This window comes from Candidatus Competibacter denitrificans Run_A_D11 (genome assembly GCF_001051235.1).
Classification (GTDB): domain Bacteria; phylum Pseudomonadota; class Gammaproteobacteria; order Competibacterales; family Competibacteraceae; genus Competibacter_A; species Competibacter_A denitrificans.
In genome coordinates this window covers 21,781-43,523 of sequence record NZ_CBTJ020000054.1, presented here as the reverse complement: position 1 = coordinate 43,523, position 21,743 = coordinate 21,781, and the positions used below count along the sequence as shown (strand labels likewise).

The following is a 21,743-nucleotide window of genomic DNA, read 5'->3' as shown; positions in this document are numbered from 1 at the left end:
ACCACGCCGCTCAATGCGGCGGCAGGTTGATGCGCACCGTGTCCTTCAGCACGCCGTCCAGCCCGCCGAACACGGTCAGCCGATCCACCTTATCCACCACCTTCTCCAGCGCTTCCAGTTCCTTCAAGCGCAACAGCAGCGGATTCTCTTCCATGAGCTTGGCAGTGTTCAGCAAGGAACGGGTCGCGGCGGTTTCCTCGCGCCGCCGGATAACGTTGGCCTGCGCCACCTTCTCCGCCTGCACCACCTGGTTGAGAATGTCCTTCATCTCACCCGGCAGGATCACGTCCTTCAAACCGACCGTCTCGACTTCCAACCCGTGCGAGCGCACCCGCTCGGCCGCGTAACGCCAGACTTCCTGATCCAGCTCGTCCTTGTCGCCCAGCAACACATCCAACGTGCGTGAACCGATGGTCTGACGCAGACCGAATTGCAACGTCCGGTACAAGTATTCGCTGATGTTGCCCAGTTCGGCCCGCGCCTTCACCGGATCAGCGATGCGATAGACCGCCGACAGATTCACCCGCAGGCTAACCTTATCCTTGGTCAGAATATCCTGGCCGGACACTTCCACAGTCTGCAAGCGCAAATCGACCGTTTCCACCTTCACGGTGCGGTTAAACCGCCAGAAGGCGTGTAAACCCGGCGGCAGCGTGCGCACCAGTTCACCGTCCACCACCAACAGGCCAAGGTGGTTATCCTCTACCTCCGCGACCTGAGTCAGGCCCGTCAGACTCTTGGCCAGCGCCGCCGACGGCCGCGCCAGTAAGGCCGTGTGCGCCCGCGACAAGGTGTAATCGGTGGCGATGTCGATCAACTCCACCCGCACCTCGACCGGCCCGCGCCAGTACACCCGACGGGTCGCGGGCGGCAATACACCGTTCAGCCGACCGCTCTTGTAAATCAGGCCGACCTGCTGGTCGCTGGTTTCCACCACCTGGAAATGGCGCTCCACCAACGCGGCATCAGTCTTTAACAGCACATCCAGCCACGGGTGCTCGAACTCGGCCACGGTCAGGTCGTAACGCTGCACCCCGTGGCGGTTCTGCGGGTCGAGCCAGCGGTAAATTCCCGGCTCCAGGATGGTGATTAGCCGCTGATCATAGAAATGCAGCCCACGCTCGTTCTGGGCAATCACGATACGCTTGTAACCGAACATCTTGATTCTCCTTATGAAGATTATTTAAGCTTCCTGTTCCGCCAACATCTGGCGGATAAGCGTGGCGTGTTGCTGTCGGCACCGTTTCCGGCCCGCCACTGCCGAGCGTCAGGATGTCATTCCGTCTTGTCCCTGCCGGTTGTCGTTGAAAGAAAACATCGAAACAGTTGAATGAGTGGGTACCACCCCACGCCCACGCAGCGGACGGCGGGTCGATGCCAGGTCGATGAACGACGGACCTCACGCAGTGGCCAGCGTCCTTGTTGAGCTAAACTGCGTTCGGTTGGCCGCTCACGTTCCCGGCGCGATCCACGCCGTGCAAGACTGCACGAGCGCTGTGGGTCGGTCACGCTTCCGATGCCGAAGCGCCGGATACGCTACCGCCCACCGGGGTGGCTCCCGGGGGTACTGCTATGAGGCGGAGTCGAACCGCGAGCCGTTTCAAGGCTTACCATGGAGAAAAAGGAGGGAATCGAACCCCCTACCGTCTGATTACAAATCAGATGCTCTACCGATTGAGCTACTTTTTCCTCGAAGTCCCATCAAATCCGCCCGACACACACCGTGCAATGGGTAGCGTTGGCGCGCCGAACCGGTATCCAGAACCGGACTCGCTGTGCGGCGACAGGTTGGTTTCGAGCTTTGCCGACGGGGATTTCAAAATCGTTCCGCCGCGCGTCAGACAAAAACGCAGACAACAAAAAACCCCGGTAGGCTCGCCGCCGACCGGGGTTAGGTAATCCCGCTCGGAAGGCCGCCTCACGCAGACCTTCCGAGCTTATAGTCTCGTCAGGTCTGCATCCGATCTATCGTTAGCGCACAAGGCAGCGCCGCCGATCTTGGTCGGCCGATAGCTGATAAGCGGTTGAAGTTGCGATGGCTTTTGTTCATGGGGTGCGGAGTGTAGACCTAAAAAATGGAAAGTCAAGCTCTTTTTCAATCTCTCTAAACAGAGCTTTTTCTGGAAATCAGTGATCAGGCGACTCACATCTTTTTTATCTTTATACTCAAAATGTTACGTGACGCTTAGTATTGCTTTGAATTTATATTTTATAAATCAACATATTACCGACCATCATCGGATTGACATTGAAGCGATTCCAGGTAACTCGGAGCAGATCAAGACACTGAAAATCAGTAAACCCTTTAGGAACACCTGCACAAGCGAGGGTTCTTGGCGGCTGACAACCGCACTAAATCATCACAACCAATTGATTGTAAAATATAAAAAGATGTGGGTAATCGGGTGGCTTCCAAGGGCATCGAGTAGTTTCTTCGCCTGTAACAGGGCTAATCCAAAGGTCGCTAAGCGAGTCTATACACCTGAATTAAACCGCGCTGTGCAGCAACATCGGCTTGAGCAACTGGTTAGGTTAGGCTTGACTGACATTTCCTCCGAGGAGCACTTGCTTCATATCTGCACGACATTTGAACGTCAAATAGAGCAAATACGTAGAAAGAAACAGGCTGCCACCCATCAAGGCAAGCATACCCAAGCCGATTCCTTGAGCAGAGAAACGATTTCTCCACATTGTCCAAAGAGAAGATAGAGTCAGCATTAGAGTGAAATCGTAATTGAACTGTCCAGGCCAATTCAGGGCGAAAATATCACCAAAGAAAATTGGCAATAAATTCCATCCATGCATGGAACCCACTTTGAGTGTATAGATAGAGAGTGAGAGAAGAATCGTGATAAGCAAAGCGCGGAATGCTGTCATGCCATAAATCCTGAAAAGGGTCGTGAAGAAAATTTCATGTCAAGCCTAACATTTGGTTAACTTGCAAATACGAAGTATTTGTCAAGTTGAACCAGTTGTTAGACGTTTATTTTATTACATTTTATAATTATCATTTTCATATATTCAATTGTTTGATTTTTTATTTCTTCTATATTTTCTATATATATAGTATTAAATTTCCTAATATTTATTGCAAAATCTAGCACTTTATTCCATTTTTTATCAAATTAGGAGTTACGCAGTTGGGTCTCTAACGCTCTGATTTTAAAAGAAATCGACCTGTGCAGCAGACAACAGAAATCTTCTATTAATCAATCACTTAGAATTTCAACTGCGTAACTCCTACAAATATATTTTTTGCATAAAATCCTGCATCAAGTTTAGAAATAATTTTCCCTGTAAAAATAGTTGCATGAAGGCGAGTTATACCTAAAACACCCCATTCAATGATAGCTGTTAATTCACTTAAATTATGAACAGCTGACTTTTCCGTCTGATTTACCCAATTCTTCCAATATGTGTTAATATTTTCATGGCAGTATTTAATTACATCATTATTAGTAATTTTTACATTTAAATCATTTAATCCATAAACACATATTGCTGTTTCTTTTAAGTATTTCCATGTAATAGGATTAACTATATAACTATTATTAGTATAAAAATTATTTTCTAAATACCATGGATTATCATTTAGTAATTCGGACTTTATAAGCAATTGTTTATAATTTAAATAGACACCATCGAAATTGATTTGATTAAAATTTGTTGATATTTCTTCATGTATTTTGATTAAAATTTGTTTATCACTATTTCCCCATAAATCATCTTTTATTGTTATAAAATCAAAGTCACTTTTACCAACATAGTAATCATTTAATGATATAGAACCTATCGCATAAATTGATACATTTTTGTTATTGAAAGCATTTTTAATTAAATCTTTATATGCACTAATTGCATTTTTTAAGGTATTATCTATGATAATTTCATCTATTTTTTTTATTATTGATCCTCAGCGCTATTGCTTCCGTCTAACAAATGATTATACGGCTCTGCATAACTTAACCAGGGTGGAATTATACAGCGGCGAAGCCTCTCACCCCTCCGCCCTGGCCGTCACAATATTCTGCCCCGCTGCCCATAGCGCAATGTCCTCGCGCTTAATAGCCGCAGCCATCAACGCCGGAAACTGATCCGGTGTGCAGGCAAACGACGGTACGCCGAGCGCCGCCAGTTTCGCCGCAAGTTGGCGATCGTAGGAGGGCGCGCCTTCGTCGCTGAGCGCCAGCAGGGCAATGAACTGCACGCCGGATTGCACCAGTTCGCTGGCTCGCTGCAACAGATTCTTCTCGACCCCGCCTTCGTACAAATCCGAAATCAGCACCAGAATGGTGTTGCGCGGCTCGCGCACCAGCCCCTGACAATAACCGACCGCCCGGTTGATGTCGGTGCCGCCACCCAGTTGCACACCGAACAGCACTTCGACCGGATCGTCCAGTTGCTCGGTCAGATCGACCACGGCGGTATCGAACACCACCAGATGGGTTTTCACGGCGGGCAGCGAGGCCATCACCGCGCCGAAGATGCTGGAATACACCACCGAGGACGCCATTGAGCCGCTCTGATCGATGCACAGAATCACCTCGCGCTGGGTGCGCCGCGCCTTGCGCCCATAACCGACCAGCGTTTCGGGGATAATGCTTTGATGTTCTTCCTGCCAGTGCCGCAGATTGGCGCGAATCGTCCGCCCCCAGTCGATTTCGGCATGGCGCGGGCGACGGTTGCGCTCGGCTCGATTCAATGCGCCAGTGACCGCGCTGCGCATCGGTTCTTCCAATTTCTTCATCAGCGCATCGACCACCTTGCGGACGACAAGCCGAGCGGTATCGCGGGTTTTGGCCGGAATGATCCCGCGCAGGGACATCAGCGTCGCCACCAGATGCACGTCCGGTTGCACCGCTTGCAGCATTTCCGGCTGGAACAACATGCTCTTCAAATCCAGCCGCTCGAAGGCGTCTTTCTGCATCACCTGTACCACCGACGCCGGAAAATAGCGGCGGATGTCGTCCAGCCAGCGGGCGACACGCGGTGACGACGCGCCACTGCCGCCGCGCAAGCCACCGGGGCCGTCGGCGTCATACAGCGCGGTCAGAGCACGGTCGATGCTCAAATCCTCGCCGGTCAACAGCGCGCCGCAGGCATCCTGGGCTGGCTCACCCAAGACCAGCCGCCAGCGTTGCAAGCGGGTTTCGTTCGCAGAAGAGGGGGGATTCATCAGCCGACTCCCAACAGTTGACGGAACAGCGGCAACACCCGTTCAGCCCGCTCGTTATCCCAATCCGGCAGCGCGCCGCTGGGTACAAGCGGGTTATCCGGTCGGGCGGCGCGTTCACCCAGTTGGCGACGTTCCGGGGCGCTGAAGCCGGAAAAAGCTCGGCGCAGCATCGGCAGAATCTGCCGGAAACGTTCTTCGGTCAGAGTCGTCAGCCAGCCATCCACCAGCGCCCACAATTGACCGTCATGCAGCAACACCAACCCGCTTTGATTCAGAAAACCTTCCAGCCAGGCCGCCGCCAGCGCCGGTTCATGGCCGGGCGAGAGGGCCTGACTCATGTGCAGCGCGGTGCCTTCCACAGAGGCGGCCTGCTCATCGAACAACAGCCGCGCCGCCAGCCCGCAGACCAGCCCGTGGGCATTCGGCAACAGCGCCACCCGTTCCAGCGCCTGCAACCAGGCGGCTCGCAACGTCTCATCGGCCAGTAAGCGCACCGCCTGATGGGTGGCGGCGATAGCATCCCGCAGCGTCTGCGCGGCGTCATCATCCAGCGCGCTACACGCGCCCGGCAGGCCAATCGCCGCCCGTGGAATCAAGCCCTTAAGCACCTGCTCGACCATGCCGACATCGGTCTGCCGGACATTGCCGTAACGCGCCACGTTGACCAGCGGCGGAATCGCGCCCAGCACTTGCACCAGATCGCTGGCGATAGCGGCGAGGTCTTCCAGGGCCTGCGTCACCGGGCCGATAGCGGTTTGCAAATCGGCTAGCAACACTTGATTGACCAATGCGGCCAGCGGCGGCAACGCGGTCAGTGTCCGGGCCTGATCGACCGCTTTGGCGGTGGCGGCGTCCGCGACGGTATTGCCCCAGCGGCTGGCTTCGATCACTGCCATCGCCAGTTCCGGTTGCCATTGCAGCGTCCACAATTCGTGAAAACTGCCTTTCGCACTGCGCCCGGTTTGTTGCGGCCTGCCCCAGCGGATGTCGAGCAGATTCAAGCGATGCAAGAGATGACTACGCGCCAGATCGTTGGCCTCGCGCAAATCGAGATCAAGCGTCCGGTCCACCGCTTCGACTTTCAAACGCCAGCGTTTTTGCTGTTGCGTCAGATCGTGCTGCAACGGCACCACCGGCGCACTGGCGGGAATGCGGCCCAGCCGATCCCCGACGATCAGCGCCCGCTCGATCAACCGCATCAGGGCGGCATCGCCCAGACAGACCACGGTCTGCAAGGCTTCGTTGAGTTCGTCCAAACCGGCTTGCGGACGCTCGCGCAACGCCGCTAGCGTTTCGGCCAGCCGCACCGCTTCGATGATATGGGCCGACGAGCAATCCAGTCCTTCTTCGCGGAACAAGCGCGCCGCCCGCGATAGCCAGCCGACCGCTCGTTGTGCCGGTTGCGCCTTCCACAGATGTTCGTACCAGCCGGGCGAGGTCACGCCCGCACCGTAACCGCTGGCGCTGCTCAGATTGCGATACGACCACGGCGCCCAGGTGGCGGCGACTTTGGCGCGAGGCAAGCCTTTGAGCAGGTCGTTATCGGCTTTGGCGGACGGCATTTCGGCCAGCGAGGGAACGTGCCACGCGCCGCAAACCACCGCGATGCGGGTAAAGCCGTCTTTCTGCGCCTGCCGCAGGGATTTCCGCATGTGGGCTTCGCGCAAGGCTTCCCGCTGTTGCGCCGCCGCCGAGCGTTCCGGGCCGGGCGTTTCGGCGCGCACCGTGGTCATTGCCTCGCGGATCGCTGCGAATAATTCCAGACTGTCGCCGCGTTCCTCGACCAGATGATTCCACCAGCTTTCGCCGTCGCCATAACCGGCGGCGCGGCCCAGCCAGTCGAGCGGATCGAGTCGAGGATCGGTTTCTGGCGTTTCGCTGGGTTCGACCCCGGTCTCGGCTTGATTCACCGCGCCCGCCGAGTTGTCGTCCGCTTTGATCTCATCCGCTGCAATAACTTCCGGCTCCGACGGCGCGAGAGCGAACTGATGTGCCATCGGTAAATCGATAAAGCGGGTCGGGATGCCGTGCGCCAGACCGTAATGCAGCGCGTTCCATTCCGGCGAAAACACCGCGAAGGGATAAAACGCCGCTTGTCGTGAATCGTCCGGGTTGTAAACCAGCAGCGCGACCGGCGGCTCCAGATCGGCATCGGCCATCAGCGGCAACACCGCCTCGCCTTCCAGCGGGCCTTCGATCAACAGACAATCCGGCTGCAAATGCTCCAATGCCTGGATCAGGCTGCGGGCGCAACCCGGCCCGTGATGGCGGATGCCAAAGAGGTGGAAGGGGGTATCAGTCATAACGCCTAAACTCCGCTATCCGGTACAGATCAATACTCAAACGCAGGATCATCACAAACGATCTACAAGACACGGCCATATCATCGAATAGAACCATTTTAGGAATAAGAAATAGAAATGACGCAGCGCTAAGTAGCACGATATGGCTAGCCATTATTCGGAGAATTGCTTTATATAAGAATGAGAAATCTTGCGGCTTTGTCGGGAAATGTTACTAAAAGACCAAGGATAAAGCTATGGAACACATAACAATAAATATAGAAAAATCCAAAATACGCCATGCGCTTGGTTTGGAAAAAATAGGCCTTAAATAAGCAGCGCCATAGCCCAACAAAAAGAAAAATACAAATGAAGCTGTGCTTGTTCCGAGCCAGAAAAACACTAGGTTATCTTTATAATTTCTAGAAACAGCACCGATAAGAATAAAAGTATCTAGATATACATGTGGATTGAGGAACGTAAGAGATAAACATATAACAATAGTCTTATATAAGGATAAGGAATCCTTGTTACTATTTTCATGAATGATTAATCGCGTTTCCTTCTTTAACGAAGAGTAAAGATGACTCAATCCATAAGAAAATAAAAATACTGCACCAAGATATCGCGCGAATTCACCTATATTTTTAACCTTACCTTGTAGTATCTCAAATCCATAAATACCGAAAAACATTAAAATAGCATCCGAAGATGCGCATAAAAAACATACTATAAATATATTCTTTCCAGAAATCCCTCTTTTTAAAATAAAAACATTTTGAGGGCCAATTGCAATTATTAGCGAAAACCCTAATAACAAACCGTAATAGAAGACTATCATCTCAATACAGTATTAAGGATAAAATCAACATCACCAATTCAGAGACACAAATAATGGTGTCGAATTGGCCATGATCCGTCGTGCTCAGGGGCGTTGCTTAGTAGCTTGCAGATCGTTTTGATTATCCAAAGAAAAACGTGCCAGAAAGTTGGTATCAAGTGCGATCATCCATGTGTTCCCGCATCGCCTGAGCAACATCAAAATCGTCTAAACACCGTTGGCTTGGTTTATTGCAGATCAACAAACCGTAACCATCCTCGACCTGGGTAGGCTTAACAGTCGGTTGCGCGACGAGCTGGATCATATGCCACCCACTATGATGGCCGGAGGCGTGGAAAATGCCAACCCTATATCTTTTGTTCCGCAAGCTTGAAAAAGACATGAACATTCTGACGAATTTCAATTGTCGAAGGAATAAAAATTAATTTATCTGACTCTCCCTTATACATAGATTTTTTGAACATTCTATTCATATAGTCATAGTTACCATACCCCGCTTCCATGCGTTGATCCGATATAGAAAATACAGAGCCAAGTTTCGCCCCAATACCATCTGCCATATTTTCAGCTTTATTTTTTGCATCGGCACACGCATCTGCAATTAATGATTTTTCGATTTCCTTACGATTAGATACATCGAATTTTGCATCAATATCAACAATATTTCGATATTTTAACAATCCTTCAACTAACACAGAGTATTTTTTAGTTTCGTGCAGATTAACTAAGATCTTCTGCTTAGTTTCGTATCCTAATATCTTTAAATCTACGCCATTTTTTTCCTGTCGGATAGCTTGTTTATCAAGCTGATAAGCCTCTATATCTTTATCTTGCACTTCTAATTTTTTTAGAAAATCCAGCACTTCTGAAGTTTGCCTCTGAACAATGTCGAGCGATTTTTCAGGGTTTTCATCGAACGATTTCACCTCAAAAGTAACCTTGGCCAAATCAGGAGGAACCTCTTTCAAAGCATTGCCAATCACAAAAACAAATGGGAATGCTGGTAATTCGCCAGCAGATGCAAAAACGAGCGGTTGTAGTAGCAGCAGAATTGCAAAAATATATTTCACTTCACTAATCCTCAGTTTTGATTCCAGTAAGATATTTGTTGATTCAGAGATTAAAAATATATCATTCAAACTCCCGACACGCCCGATACAAATCCTTCCAATCTCCGCGCTCCTTCATCACGGTTTCCTGATACTCACGCCAGACCACCGCATCCTGCACCGGGTCTTTAACGATGGCTCCAACCAGGCTGGCGGCGATGTCTCTGGCCCGTAATACCCCATCGCCGAAATGACCGGCCAGCGCCATCCCGCTGTTGATGACCGAAATCGCCTCCGCAGTGCTCAGGGTGCCGCTGGAGGCTTTTAGTTTAGTCTTGCCGTCCTCGGTTTGGCCGTTGCGCAATTCGCGGAAGATTTGCACCACGCGGCGGACTTCCTTCAAGGCGGGCGGTTCGCCGGGCAATTGCAGGGCGCGGCCCATTTCGCCGACCCGTTTGGTGACGATAGCGACTTCTTCTTCCTCGGTGGCGGGCGTCGGCAGCACCACGGTATTAAAGCGGCGCTTGAGCGCGCTGGACAATTCGTTGATGCCTTTATCCCGGTTGTTGGCGGTGGCGATGACGTTGAAGCCGCGCACCGCCTGGGTTTCCATCCCCAGCTCCGGGATCGGCAGGGATTTTTCCGACAGAATGGTGATCAGTGTATCCTGCACGTCGGCGGGAATGCGGGTCAGCTCCTCGACGCGGGCGGTCTTGCCCTGTTCCATCGCCCGCATCAGCGGACTCGGCACCAGCGCGTCTTTCGACGGGCCTTTCGACAGCAGTTGCGCGTAATTCCAGCCGTAGCGCAACTGCTCCTCGCTGGTGCCCGCCGTGCCCTGAATCAGCATCGTGGAATCGCCGCTGATTGCCGCCGCCAGATGTTCGGACACCCAGGATTTCGCCGTACCCGGCACCCCGAACAGCAACAGGGCGCGGTCGGTCGCCAGCGTGGAGACGGCGGTTTCCATCAGTCGCCGATTGCCGATGTATTTGGCGCTGACGGCGAAACCGTTATCGAGCGTGCCGCCCATCAGATAGGTGACGACCGCCCACGGCGACAGCGCCCAGTTGGTGGGCCGCTCGCGGGTATCGGCTTTTTGCAGGGCCGCCAGTTCGTCGGCAAATTGAGATTCGGCGTGTTCGCGCAGCAGTTGGCTCATGACGGATTCCGGGGAGTAGGGGGGCGGTGAAGGGTTTTACGCCGTTCCGCGATAGCGATCAGGCGGGCCAGCGTTTCGCTGAAATATTGGGCTTCCGGTTCGATGGGCCAGTTGTGCAAGGTCTCCTCAAGCACCGGTACCGGCACCAGACAAATGAATTCGGGCAACGTATGCCGCAGTGGGTAATCCCATTTTCCGGCATCGCTGGCGACCGTGATGCGGACATGGCGCAGCATCTCGCGCGCGAAGTCGGCGGAACACGCGGTGACACTGCGGGCCATGCGATTGAGCAATTCGCTTAAACCAACCCGGCGACTGGATCTTTTGAGCAGCGATAGCCAGTGGGCTTCCCGCTCGGCGGGTGGCAGTAAATCAATCAACGCCAGGGGATCAAGTGTCAGGCCCGGCAATTTATTTTCTGCCAAAAAAGCGATTGCCCAGGACGGATCACGCTCCCGTGCCAGGGCTTCATGCCAGGCACGAAACAGCATCTCGCTCCAGTCGCTTTTCTTCGCCCAGCCGATCAGGTCGGTAGGCGTCATCGCCAATTGAGACGACCACCACGCCAGCGGCACAGCGCGGGCGAGCTGATACAACCACCAGGCCCGCTCGCCCAGCGTTTCGCTTTTAGCGCGAGTGGACTCAATGGCGTCAGCTTTCCAGTCTTCGCCAAACGCGCCTGGCGGCTCGATCACCCAGCGTTGCCGCAACAACTTCCGTTCCTGATGCAGACAGGGCGACAGTCGGTCGATCATGCGCTTGACGTAGCGGCTGTCTGGAAGGCGGGCGAGTAAACCGGCGACCAGATTGCGGACTTCCTTGCTGCGATCTGTCAGACGTTGTTCCAGAAAATCCTCATCGCTGAGGTCGAGACCGACCGAAAGTTGTTCCAACAGCGTCAGCCGCTCGCGGGCGTCCAGTTCCGCTAAAGCCGTTTCTAACAATGCCCTGGCGGCAGCAGGATCGCGGCGGCGCAGTTGGTCGAGAAAGAGCTTGCGCACCTCCAGCGTGCCCTGTTCCCACAGCGCCGGGTCGGGTTCCGTATCGCTGCTGCTCAGCGCAGAACGCCAATCGGGATTGAATTGCGCCAGCCAGCGGCCACGTTGACCCAGCACCATGCACAAGGCGGGTTGCAGCGACGGCGTTTTGCTGGCGACGGTGAGCGCTGCGGGTAAGATTTTCGGCGGCAACGATGCGCCATAGCCGGCCAGTCGCCGCAGGGCTTCCTGCTGGAGCAAATCGGGGCCATCCTGAAAAATCTCGGCCAGCGCCGAACACCAGTGCGGATCGGTGACCGGCGGTTGTGATTCTGTTTCGCAAAGCGGCAGAGATTCTTCAGCAGCGATAGTCGGCACATAACCGACGGCGGCGCAGGCGGCCAGCACGCCTGCCCGGCGTAACACACCGATTTCCAAAGCGGTATCCGGTGGGATGGCAGCGTCCAGAAAATCGCCGACAGCCCCTGCCACTGACATCAGCACCGGCGGGCGGCGTTCGCTGCCGAGGAGCGTCTGAGTCGCCAGGTCGTGCAGGGGATTCATAGCGGCGCGGCCTCTTCCGTCCAAACCAGATCGCCAGCCCAGGCGCTGAGCGGATGCAGCGTGTCGCCATCCCATTCACCGAACACGGTCAATGGTTTTCCGCCGCTTTCCGCCAACAGTATCCAGCCGTGGTCATCGCTCACCGTCAGCGACAACAGCCGACGGTCAGGCGTTTGCAGTCCCCAGCCGGTCCCGTTACGGCAGGGAATGCCCTCGCCGTACAACAGCGGTTGCGGCCATTGCCAGGGATTCGCCGCCAGGGTCGTAGCCAAAGCATCCAGCGCCTGATCCAGCGTCGGTGGATTGGCGGGTATCAGCCGCTCCTGGGCGCGCGCTGCATCGACCGCAAGCGCCCGTAGCGGCGCATTGCCGGGAAAAAAGGCCAGAGTTAGCCCGACACAGGTTGAAGCCACATAATTCTGCTCGAAGCGACGCATCCCGTGCGCGTGATCCAGCAGCAGGGCCGTTCGACCGGATTGAGCACCACGCAGCCAGACCCGCCGAGTCCACAACCGTGATTCCTCTTCGATACGCTGACCCAGCACCAGCCAGTCATCCGCGATCCGTTCGCCGCTTTTCAGCACGGTGTCCCGATCCACCGTGATGCCGAGCGCGGTGCGCACATCGGCCTGCACCGATGCGGGCAGGCTTTCCAGGCGACGAAAAGCATCTATCAGAATTTGCAATTGACCCAGACCGCCCAGCACGCGGGCGGGCCATTGCTCGCCGCGATTCACCCAGCCGCCGATCCGCCGCAAACGGTAGGCGATACCGGGCAATTTGGCGTCCACCATCCGCGTCGCCAGCTCGTTCCATAACGCTGGTTGATTGGGCAATTGCGCCAAGCCCTGTCGCAGTCGATCCCCCAGCCAGCGCTCTAAGTCCGCCAGGCCCGCAGCCATTTGCTCAAGACGCGAGGCTTCCCGGCGGGCGGCGGCGGCTGGATCAGGCGCGGGTTTGGCGGCATTGTCACCTTCCGCAGGGGATTCCACCGCTTTCGCCGCCTGCTTCTCCACCCGCTTGCGGCGCGATTCCAGCCACTCGCTGACCCAGGCCGGTTGTTCGGCGATGGCAAAGCAGTCCGGGTGCTGGGCGCGGAGTAGCAGAAGCGCAAGACCATGTTTACAAGGAAATTTACGGCTGGGACAGGTACAGCGAAAGGTCGGGCCGCTTTGATCGACCTGCACCTGATAGGGCTTGGAGCCGCTGCCCTGACACTCACCCCACACCGCTTCATCGTCATGATGCAGGCTCGGCCATTTGCCGGGCATCACCAGGCCCTTGGCCGCTTTGGCGGATGCTTCATCCGGGGAAAGTTTCAGGACTTCCTGGGCGCTGAGGTACATTACTGGAAAGAATCTTGAGGTAGAAAGCTTGAAATTATAGATTTAATGGCCTTCATCAAACCTATAGCCACAGAGTTTTGCCACGCAAAAACTTACAATCCGGTTCAGGAAAAAACCAACGATCATGGGGATAACGACTTGCTTGATCAGCAGAGTATCCGCACTGCTCTGTAAGCCAAGCCAATCGGGGAAATAGGGTCTGACTAAAAGCAAATAAACGATGGCTAGCCAAAATCCGACCGTATCCAACAAAACGGCGACTAGAATTGCACCGATAGAAAATCCGGACGTGATCCCCAGAAAACTCCACAAAACAACCGCGCTCGTTATCATGCTTAAAACAGCGATCTTTCTGTATCCGGTATGCCAGTAGAACCAGTGACTTTTGAATTTTCTCAACCATTTCATCTAAGTTGCAATCCTAACATCAAGGAATGAACGATCATGCGTATTGGTCACGGCTTCGATGTTCACGCATTCGGCGTGGGTGATGCAATTACACTAGGGGGTGTCCGCATACCGCATTCCCACGGGTTGGTGGCGCACTCAGATGGTGATGTCCTCTTGCACGCGCTATGCGATGCGCTCTTGGGCGCGGCGGCTTTAGGCGATATCGGACAGCATTTTCCTGACAACAACGCGGAGTTTAAAGATATGGATAGCCGTATTTTGTTACGGCGCGTTATGGATCTGTTGCGGGAGCAGCGGCTTGTTATCGGCAATGTGGACGCGACCATCATCGCCCAGGCGCCTCGGATGGCCCCGCATATCCCCACTATGCGAACTCACATCGCTGACGATTTAGGTCTTGCCATCAACCAAGTCAATATCAAGGCGACGACCACGGAGCGGTTGGGCTATATCGGGCGCGGGGAGGGGATTGCCGTCCATGCCGTCGCTCTGCTCCAGTGACGGGCGGCCGGGCGCAAGCAGTCTCGGTGTCAGGAATCCCTTGAACTTCAGAAATTAACCATTGCGCAGCTTTTCCTTGCGCTGCACCTTGTCCTGGTACATGGCTTCATCAGCCCGGCGCAGAGCGTCTTCCAAGTCGGCGTCATCTTGCGCCGTCGCTGTACCCAGCGACATGTGAATCGAGAGACTTTCATTGCGCCGGTTATAGGCGTGCAAGGCGGTACGGATTCGGTCGAGTACCGCGTTTGCAGTGGTGCGATCCGTGCCGTACAAAATAATGGTGAATTCATCGCCGCCGACCCGCACCACCGAATCTTCGCCACGAACGCCATGTTCCAATAGCCGCGCGGCCGTTTGGATGAGCAAATCGCCAACCTGATGCCCGTAGGTGTCGTTGACCGGTTTTAGGTCGTCGAGGTCGGCGATTAGAAAACTGACCGGATAATCTGGCGACAACCGTAACCGCTCGATCTCCTCGTTAAAAAATGTCCGGTTATAGAGGCCAGTCAGCGCATCGTGCAAACTCAAATGGCGCATTTGCTCTTCCGCCGTGCGCTTCTCCCGCAAGCCCTCCACCATCTTATTGAAGGCGGCCGAAAATTCGCCGAGAAAATCGACTTGCTGATCGAAATTACCGGCAGCCACTTCCAGGGTTTGCCACGTCAGATGGCGTAGGTTGGCTTGCAATTGTTTCAGCGAATCCAACAGATGCAGCCGTTTCGGCGGTTCGTGGCTGAGATCGCCATTACCAAGGGCGATGGCAAAACGGCGCAACGCTTCCATCGCCTCCAGCAGATGGTCGAATTTCTCGGCGAAGGCTTGCAAATCTGGCGACAGTCCCTCTGGGCGCAACGGCATGGCCGTGCGCGAGATCAGCAGCTTCTCGATCCTGCACGCTGCATCAGCAAGATAACGCTGATCTTCCTCATTCACGAAGCTCACCAATTCTGAGCAACTCGTCATGATAGTGATGGCGCTGCGCGATAAGGTTTTTTAGTGGCGATTCACGCGGCTAATAGGTCTGGTTTAACCTCAAATCGGCATGTTCGATCCCCAGTAGCCCAGCAGTCTATCTCCTTGGCGGAGAACGGTTTACCGGTATAGGTATACAGCAAGCCGGCGAGGAACCCCTCATCGTAATCGCAGACCGTGTTACCAGAAAGCGGCAAGCCGGAGCAATCCAGATCCTCGGAAACGGTCAGGGTGAAGAGCATATCATTCGGATCAGCCTTTTCGACCCGCAGCACACCGATACCCAATTCCTTAAGCTTGGTCTGTAGCTGCGCGACAAAAGCGGCTAGCGGTTGTGCGCGATCCATTACATTGAGGCAAAACTCTCGGCCCGCGATCCAACCGGAATCGCGCAGAATTTCTGCCGCCGTATCATCGCCATAGCGCTGAGCCAAGGCTTCCCGCATCGTGTATTGAGCCAGGCGATAGACCATCACCGGCATCTGTTGTCCCAGATTTGGGCGCCCAAACTGAACGTCACCCAAATCACTCCATTGAAAGTTATATTTTTCACCAAAAACTGGAATCATCGCTCTAACCCCTAATGATCACCACGCGAACAAGCGCACATTTAACCCTTCACTCCCCGAAGGGAAATGCGACAACCGCCGCTGAAACAGGTTCTGATTTTAAAATAAAATTGTACAAGCATTAGACCTACACACACTGTATTTATTTTAGCCCAGATTCTATGCCATTACATTTAGGAGTTACGCAGTTGGATCTCTAACACTCTGATTTTAAAAGAAATCGACTTGTGCGGTAGACAACCGAAATTTTCCATTAATCAATCACTTAGAATTTCAACTGCGTAACTCCTAACATTTACTCCACGCATAGATGTCTATTTTTTCCGCAGACCCATTGGATTTGTTGGTGGATTTTATCGAACACCACCGCCATTTGTGCGTATTGACCGGCGCGGGTATTAGTACAGATTCCGGTATCCCCGATTACCGGGATGCCAACGGCAACTGGAAACGCCAAGAACCGATGCGTTATCAAGAATTTATCCGCAGCGAGCATAGCCGACGCCGCTACTGGGCACGGAGCTTGTTGGGCTGGCCGACGTTCGCCCGCGCCCAGCCGAATCTCGCTCATGCGGCCCTGGTCCGCTTGGAAGCGGCAGGATTCGTCCATCAAATCATCACACAAAACGTCGATGGCCTGCACCAACAAGCCGGCAGCCGACAGGTGATCGACTTGCACGGGCGACTTGATAGCGTCGTCTGTTTGGAATGCCCTTATCGGGGTGCGCGCGAGGCGTTTCAGGTCGCCTTGGCGGAGAATAACCTGGCCTTTACGGCGCTGGTGGCAGCGCTGGGTCCTGATGGCGACGCGGATTTAGATGATGTTGATTGTGGCAGCTTCCGAGTACCGAACTGTCCCGCGTGTGGGGGTCTACTGAGACCGGCGGTAGTTTTTTTCGGTGAGGCCGTGCCGAAATCCCGCGTCGAGCAGGCATGTCGCCGCCTCGCCGAAGCGGATGCTCTGCTGGTGATTGGTTCGTCTTTGGCTGTTTTCTCCGGCTATCGCTTTTGTGCATTGGCAACTGCTCATCACCAACCGATTGCCGCGATCAATCTTGGCCGTACCCGCGCCGACAATGAGTTGGCCCTCAAAGTGAGCCTACCTTGTGGGCCGACATTAAACAGCCTGGTAGAGCGATTGGCGCTCTGTGCGCATGAGCCATGACCGATCTCTCGACCATGACCGATCTCTCGACCAAGATTTTGGAGCGTCAGCGCCTCATCCGGTACCGCTACGGCGGTTGGCTGATTGCAGTGCTGATAATGATCGCTTGCTTGCTGGGATTGGATAGCTGGTTGCCGCCGCCGCTGGAAAAGCCTCGCCAAACGTCGGTGTTGGTGCTGGATGCGCGCGACCGTCTATTACGAAGCTTCACCGTCGCCGGCGGCCTGTGGCGATTACCAGCGCGCGTGGCCGAGGTCGATCCGCTCTATTTGCGAATGTTGCTCGCTTACGAAGACCGCCGTTTCGCTGACCACAGTGGCCTTGATCCACTGGCTCTCATCAGGGCGTTGGGCCAGTGGCTTTGGCATGGCCGGCCCGTTTCCGGCGCGTCCACCCTGACGATGCAAACCGCCCGCTTGTTAGAACCTCACCCACGGACGTTGGCCGGTAAAATCGGTGAGATGCTGCGCGCCCTGCAATTGGAGTGGCGTTACGGCAAGGATGAGATTCTCGGCGTTTATCTGACGCTAGCGCCTTATGGCGGCAATCTGGAAGGGATTCGGGCAGCCTCCCTGGCCTGGTTTGGCAAGGAACCGGGCCGATTAACCCCAGCCGAAGCCGCGCTGCTGGTGGTACTGCCACAAGCCCCTTCGCGCTTGCGCCCGGATCGCTTCCCCGAACGCGCGCGTACTGCCCGTGACAAAGTGCTGGTGCGGATGGGCCGGCTTGGGGTACTCAACGCGCAGCAGGTGGCCGAAGCCCGCCAGGAACCGCTGCCGACCCGCTATCGCCCACCACCTTTTTTGGCGCCGCACCTGGCTGATCGCTTGCGCACCGCGCGGCCCGATACGACGCTGCATCGCACTGACCTGGATCGGGATCTGCAACATACCCTGGAAGCCCTGGCCCGCCAACAGCAAGCTCAGCTCGAACGAAGTGCCAGCATTGCCCTGCTCGTCGTGGAGAATCGTAGCCGTCGAGTGTTGGCCTATCTAGGGGCTAGCGATTTCTTCGACGCGCGGCGCTCCGGGCAGATCGATATGGTGCGCGCTATTCGTTCACCGGGATCAGCCTTAAAACCGTTGGTTTACGGCCTCGGTTTCGATGATTTACTGATCCATCCCGAAACCCTGATCGACGATGTTCCCAGCCGGTTTGCTGGCTATACGCCGACCAATTTTCATCACACCCATGCCGGCCAGGTCACGGTGCGCGAAGCTTTGCAACAATCGCTCAATATTCCAGCAGTCGCGGTACTGGCCCAGGTCGGGCCAGCACGAGTAGCGAGCCGCTTACGCGAGGTCGGGCTACCCCTGCACTGGAATGCGGCACACCCGCAACCGGGTCTACCACTGGTGCTGGGTGGCGTCGGGGTGACGCTGGAAGAACTTGTCACGCTGTACGTCGGCTTTGCCAACGGTGGCACAGTGGCGCCCTTGCGCTTCGGCCCCGCCGATCCGCAACCAGTCGGCCAAGCCCTTCTGACGGAAACAGCCTGTTGGTATTTGGCTGAGATCTTGCGCACGGCACCAACACCTGGCAACGTCCTGACACCGGGTAGCGTCGCCAGCCCGCATCCTATCGCCTATAAAACCGGCACCTCTTACGGATTTCGCGATGCCTGGGCGCTGGGCTTCGACGCCGATCATACTGTGGGGGTTTGGGTCGGTCAGCCGGACGGCTCTCCTAGTCCCGGACATTACGGGCGCAATACCGCCGCACCGTTGTTGTTTCGAATATTCGATCTACTGCCTGTCCCGACCGCCCAGGTCCAGGCACCACCGCCCGGCACGCTCCTGGTCAGCCGTGATCAGTTGCCGGAGCGACTACGTTACTTCCGGTCGGCCGTGGATACACCGGCGAAGCTAACGAACACGCCACCACTGGATATCACTTTTCCGGTCGCCGGCTCGACGGTGGAATTGCCTGACCGCGATGGCACCCTGGCCGACTTGCCTCTGGTGGCCAAGGGTGGCGTCAAACCCTTACGCTGGCTGGTCAATGGCCAACCGCTCAATGCCAGCGGCTGGCGGCGGGATGCCTTCTGGGCGCCGGATGGCGAGGGGATGGCACGGATCACCGTCTTCGATCAAAGCGGGCAATCCGCCGACACCGATGTGTGGATTCGCCGGGGCCAGTGACGCGCTCCAGCCGGTCACGGTAGCCTGGAACGCGATAGGATCGGTCAGCGCACCGGAGCCTATGCGATGCCCGACGATTGTCTTGCTAGCCTTCGCCGGCGCGTTCCTTACCCAGCAGAGCTGCCACGCTACTTTGCCAGGACGATTGAGTCGAGGTGGCCGGTTCAGTTTCCTTGAACACCCCGTAAGCCATCAGCCGCCGATAGCGTTGCTCCAGCAAATCATCCACCGCCAAGGCATTCAGTTGCTGTAAGTTTTCGTGCAAGGCGGCGCGGATATTCTCAGCCATCCGTGTCGGATCACGGTGGGCACCACCGGATGGCTCGGCAACGATGCCATCAATCAGCCGCAACTTGAGCAGCCGTTCGGCGGTCAACCCCAGCGCCTCGGCGGCATCAGGGGCTTTCTCGGCGCTCTTCCATAAAATCGCCGCGCATCCTTCCGGCGAAATCACCGAATAGGTGCTGTATTGGAGCATCAGCACGCGATCACCCACGCCGACTGCCAGCGCACCGCCAGAACCTCCTTCGCCGATCACCAGACAAATGATCGGCACGCGTAGCCGACTCATTTCGGAAAGGTTGCGGGCGATGGCTTCGCTCTGGCCGCGCTCCTCAGCGCCAATCCCCGGATAAGCGCCGGGCGTGTCAATGAGCGTGAGCACTGGCAACTGGAAGCGCTCGGCCAGCTTCATCAGTCGCAGCGCCTTGCGATACCCCTCCGGCCGGGGCATTCCGAAATTGCGGTAAATCTTCTCTTTAGTATCGTGGCCTTTTTGATGGCCGATCACCACGACCGCTCGCCCGTTCAAGCGCCCCAGCCCGCCGACGATGGCGTGATCATCGGCAAAAGCCCGGTCGCCGTGCAATTCCTGAAAATCAGTCAGCAGCCGTTCGATGTAATCCAGCGTATAGGGGCGAAGCGGATGGCGGGCGATCTGGGCGATCTGCCATGGCGTGAGACTGGCGAAAATCGATTCGGTGAGGGCCTTGCTTTTCGCCTCCAGCCGGGCGATCTCATCGCTGATGTTAAGGTCTTGCTGCGTGCTAAGATCACGCAATTCTTGCAGCATCGCTTCCAGTTCGGCGATGGGCTTTTCGAAGTCCAGGCAATTGTTCGGATTCATCGGGGGACCGCTTGCGGAGTGGGTACGTCATCGGGCAAACGCACAGCCAGATAAAGCGTTTCATTTTCCCGGCGTACCCAAATCGGCACCGCCTTGCCCTTGGGTAGTTCCTTGGCCAGTTCGACGAACTGGTTGGCGCTTTTTACGGGGATATGATTGATTTGTAAGATGATATCGTCTGGGTACAGGCCCGCGTTCGCCGCCGGCCCGGCATCCAGCGCCGTCACCAGCACGCCTTGCTCGTCGGCGCTTAACATCCGACGCTGCTCGTTGCTCAGATCGGCTACGGTGATACTGAGGCGCGGTTCGCTGTGTTCATCCATCGTGGTCACCGGATCTTCCACCGTTTCCAGCCGGGCGATGGTGGCCTTGATTTCCAGGGGTTCGCCGTTACGCAAGATCGACATGGCCACGGTCTTGCCGACTGGCGTCACTCCGATCATGCGCGGCAGTTGCGAGGAATCTTCCACCGGTTCGCCGCCGTAGCGCAGGATGACGTCACCGGGCTTGAATCCGGCGCTGATGGCCGGGCTATCCGGTAAAATCTGCGCGACCAAGGCCCCGCGCGGTCGATCCAGTTTGAACGCTTCTGCCAAGTCGTTATTGACCGCTTGCAAGAGCACCCCTAACCAGCCGCGTGTGACTTCACCAGTCGCTTTCAACTGTTCGACCACTTGAATCGCTAATTTGATCGGAATGGCAAACGACAGGCCCATGTAACCGCCGGTGCTGCTGTAAATTTGCGAATTGATGCCCACCACCTCGCCGCGCAGGTTAAACAGCGGTCCACCGGAGCTGCCGGGGTTGACGGCAACATCGCTTTGAATAAAGGGCACATAAGTCCCGCTGGGCAGATTGCGGCCCACCGCACTGACGATACCTTGGGTAGCGGTATGTTCCAGGCCGAAAGGCGAACCGATGGCCAACACCCATTCTCCGACTTCCAATGCGTCGGAATCGCCAATTTTCACAGTTGGCAGGTTGTCGCCCTCAATCTTGAGAACCGCAACATCGGTCAGGTCGTCCACACCGATCACTTTGGCCGGGCGTTCGCGCTGATCGCTCAAGCGCACGATGATTTTGTCGGCATCTTGGGCGACATGGGCGTTCGTTAGGATGTAACCGTCCGCTGAGATCACAAAACCTGATCCCAGAGAATTGGATTGGCGATCTCCCGGCAATTCGGGTCGGTCCTGAAAGAAGCGCTTGAAAAATTCGAGATAAGGATTCTCCTTACCCGGCAGATCCGGCAGGCCAGGCTTGCGGTTGGTATTCTGTTTGCTCGGTGCTTGTGTTGAGCTGATGTTGACCACGGCCGCTTCGTTTTGTTTGACGAGCTTGCGAAAGTCGGGCAAGGGTTGCGGTTCCGCTGTGCGCGCCGGGGTGGCGGCCACACAGGACAGCGGCATTGCCAGCAGGCAAACGTTCAACCATCGGCGGCAGGAGCGAATCAAGGCCACG

General features: G+C 55.5%; 18 protein-coding genes and 1 tRNA gene. 3 read left to right on the top strand and 16 right to left on the bottom strand.

Annotation, left to right across the window (positions count from 1 at the left end):
• Positions 1-10: 10 nt before the first annotated feature.
• The 12 genes from BN873_RS11585 to BN873_RS11535 all read right to left on the bottom strand — a co-directional run bounded on the left by BN873_RS11585 (position 11) and on the right by BN873_RS11535 (position 13,805).
• Entirely contained in the window at positions 11-1,159 is a 1,149-nt protein-coding gene (locus tag BN873_RS11585; protein ID WP_048673814.1) for a slipin family protein, read from the bottom strand.
• Between the two features lie 454 nt (positions 1,160-1,613).
• A tRNA-Thr gene (locus BN873_RS11580) sits at positions 1,614-1,689 on the bottom strand.
• An 843-nt stretch (positions 1,690-2,532) separates the two neighbouring features.
• A complete protein-coding gene (locus BN873_RS11575) occupies positions 2,533-2,877 on the bottom strand; it encodes a hypothetical protein (RefSeq protein ID WP_048673812.1) in 345 nt (114 codons plus the stop codon).
• A gap of 340 nt (positions 2,878-3,217) precedes the next feature.
• Entirely contained in the window at positions 3,218-3,616 is a 399-nt protein-coding gene (locus BN873_RS20095; RefSeq protein ID WP_139031697.1) for a hypothetical protein, read from the bottom strand.
• A 381-nt stretch (positions 3,617-3,997) separates the two neighbouring features.
• On the bottom strand, positions 3,998-5,176 hold the full coding sequence (locus BN873_RS11570) for a VWA domain-containing protein (RefSeq protein WP_048673810.1): 1,179 nt from the start codon (positions 5,174-5,176) through the stop codon (positions 3,998-4,000).
• Positions 5,176-7,479, bottom strand: coding sequence for a DUF5682 family protein (locus BN873_RS11565; RefSeq protein WP_048673808.1), 2,304 nt, complete (start codon positions 7,477-7,479; stop codon positions 5,176-5,178). Before BN873_RS11565 ends, BN873_RS11570 begins: the two co-directional genes overlap by 1 nt.
• 214 nt (positions 7,480-7,693) lie before the next feature.
• Positions 7,694-8,299 carry a LysE/ArgO family amino acid transporter gene (locus BN873_RS19505; RefSeq protein WP_082161236.1) on the bottom strand — a complete coding sequence of 202 codons (606 nt, stop codon included), beginning with the start codon at positions 8,297-8,299 and terminating at the stop codon, positions 7,694-7,696.
• A gap of 347 nt (positions 8,300-8,646) precedes the next feature.
• Complete coding sequence (locus BN873_RS11555) at positions 8,647-9,369, bottom strand: SIMPL domain-containing protein (RefSeq protein WP_171820460.1); 723 nt, start codon at positions 9,367-9,369, stop codon at positions 8,647-8,649.
• A 61-nt stretch (positions 9,370-9,430) separates the two neighbouring features.
• Positions 9,431-10,510, bottom strand: coding sequence for an ATP-binding protein (locus BN873_RS11550; RefSeq protein ID WP_048673801.1), 1,080 nt, complete (start codon positions 10,508-10,510; stop codon positions 9,431-9,433).
• Positions 10,507-12,051 (bottom strand): DUF5691 domain-containing protein, encoded by a 1,545-nt coding sequence (locus tag BN873_RS11545; protein WP_048673800.1) that lies wholly within the window; start codon positions 12,049-12,051, stop codon positions 10,507-10,509. The genes BN873_RS11550 and BN873_RS11545 overlap by 4 nt, the downstream gene beginning before the upstream one ends.
• Complete coding sequence (locus tag BN873_RS11540) at positions 12,048-13,397, bottom strand: SWIM zinc finger family protein (RefSeq protein ID WP_048673798.1); 1,350 nt, start codon at positions 13,395-13,397, stop codon at positions 12,048-12,050. Before BN873_RS11540 ends, BN873_RS11545 begins: the two co-directional genes overlap by 4 nt.
• A 42-nt stretch (positions 13,398-13,439) precedes the next feature.
• Positions 13,440-13,805 (bottom strand): hypothetical protein, encoded by a 366-nt coding sequence (locus tag BN873_RS11535; protein WP_048673796.1) that lies wholly within the window; start codon positions 13,803-13,805, stop codon positions 13,440-13,442.
• Positions 13,806-13,841: 36 nt separating this feature from the next.
• On the opposite strand from BN873_RS11535, the gene ispF reads away from it, so the two are divergent.
• Positions 13,842-14,309 carry a 2-C-methyl-D-erythritol 2,4-cyclodiphosphate synthase gene (gene ispF / locus BN873_RS11530; protein WP_048673792.1) on the top strand — a complete coding sequence of 156 codons (468 nt, stop codon included), beginning with the start codon at positions 13,842-13,844 and terminating at the stop codon, positions 14,307-14,309.
• A 54-nt stretch (positions 14,310-14,363) separates the two neighbouring features.
• On the opposite strand, the gene BN873_RS11525 is transcribed toward ispF, so the two are convergent.
• Both BN873_RS11525 and BN873_RS11520 read right to left on the bottom strand, forming a co-directional pair.
• Positions 14,364-15,242 (bottom strand): GGDEF domain-containing protein, encoded by an 879-nt coding sequence (locus tag BN873_RS11525; RefSeq protein WP_171820459.1) that lies wholly within the window; start codon positions 15,240-15,242, stop codon positions 14,364-14,366.
• 71 nt (positions 15,243-15,313) lie between these two features.
• The gene (locus BN873_RS11520) at positions 15,314-15,850 is read right to left on the bottom strand and encodes a V4R domain-containing protein (RefSeq protein WP_048673788.1); all 537 of its coding nucleotides are present in this window, start codon (positions 15,848-15,850) and stop codon (positions 15,314-15,316) included.
• Positions 15,851-16,160: 310 nt separating this feature from the next.
• Here BN873_RS11520 and BN873_RS11515 point away from each other — a divergent pair, with 310 nt between their 5' ends.
• Together BN873_RS11515 and pbpC are read left to right on the top strand one after the other, a co-directional pair.
• Positions 16,161-17,015, top strand: coding sequence for an NAD-dependent protein deacetylase (locus BN873_RS11515; protein ID WP_048673785.1), 855 nt, complete (start codon positions 16,161-16,163; stop codon positions 17,013-17,015).
• A complete protein-coding gene (gene pbpC, locus BN873_RS11510) occupies positions 17,012-19,156 on the top strand; it encodes a penicillin-binding protein 1C (protein ID WP_242434421.1) in 2,145 nt (714 codons plus the stop codon). Before BN873_RS11515 ends, pbpC begins: the two co-directional genes overlap by 4 nt.
• Positions 19,157-19,241: 85 nt before the next feature.
• On the opposite strand, the gene BN873_RS11505 is transcribed toward pbpC, so the two are convergent.
• The gene (locus BN873_RS11505; protein WP_082161233.1) at positions 19,242-20,282 is read right to left on the bottom strand and encodes an acetyl-CoA carboxylase carboxyltransferase subunit alpha; all 1,041 of its coding nucleotides are present in this window, start codon (positions 20,280-20,282) and stop codon (positions 19,242-19,244) included.
• Complete coding sequence (locus BN873_RS11500; protein ID WP_048673868.1) at positions 20,279-21,691, bottom strand: DegQ family serine endoprotease; 1,413 nt, start codon at positions 21,689-21,691, stop codon at positions 20,279-20,281. Before BN873_RS11500 ends, BN873_RS11505 begins: the two co-directional genes overlap by 4 nt.
• Between the last annotated feature and the right edge of the window lie 52 nt (positions 21,692-21,743).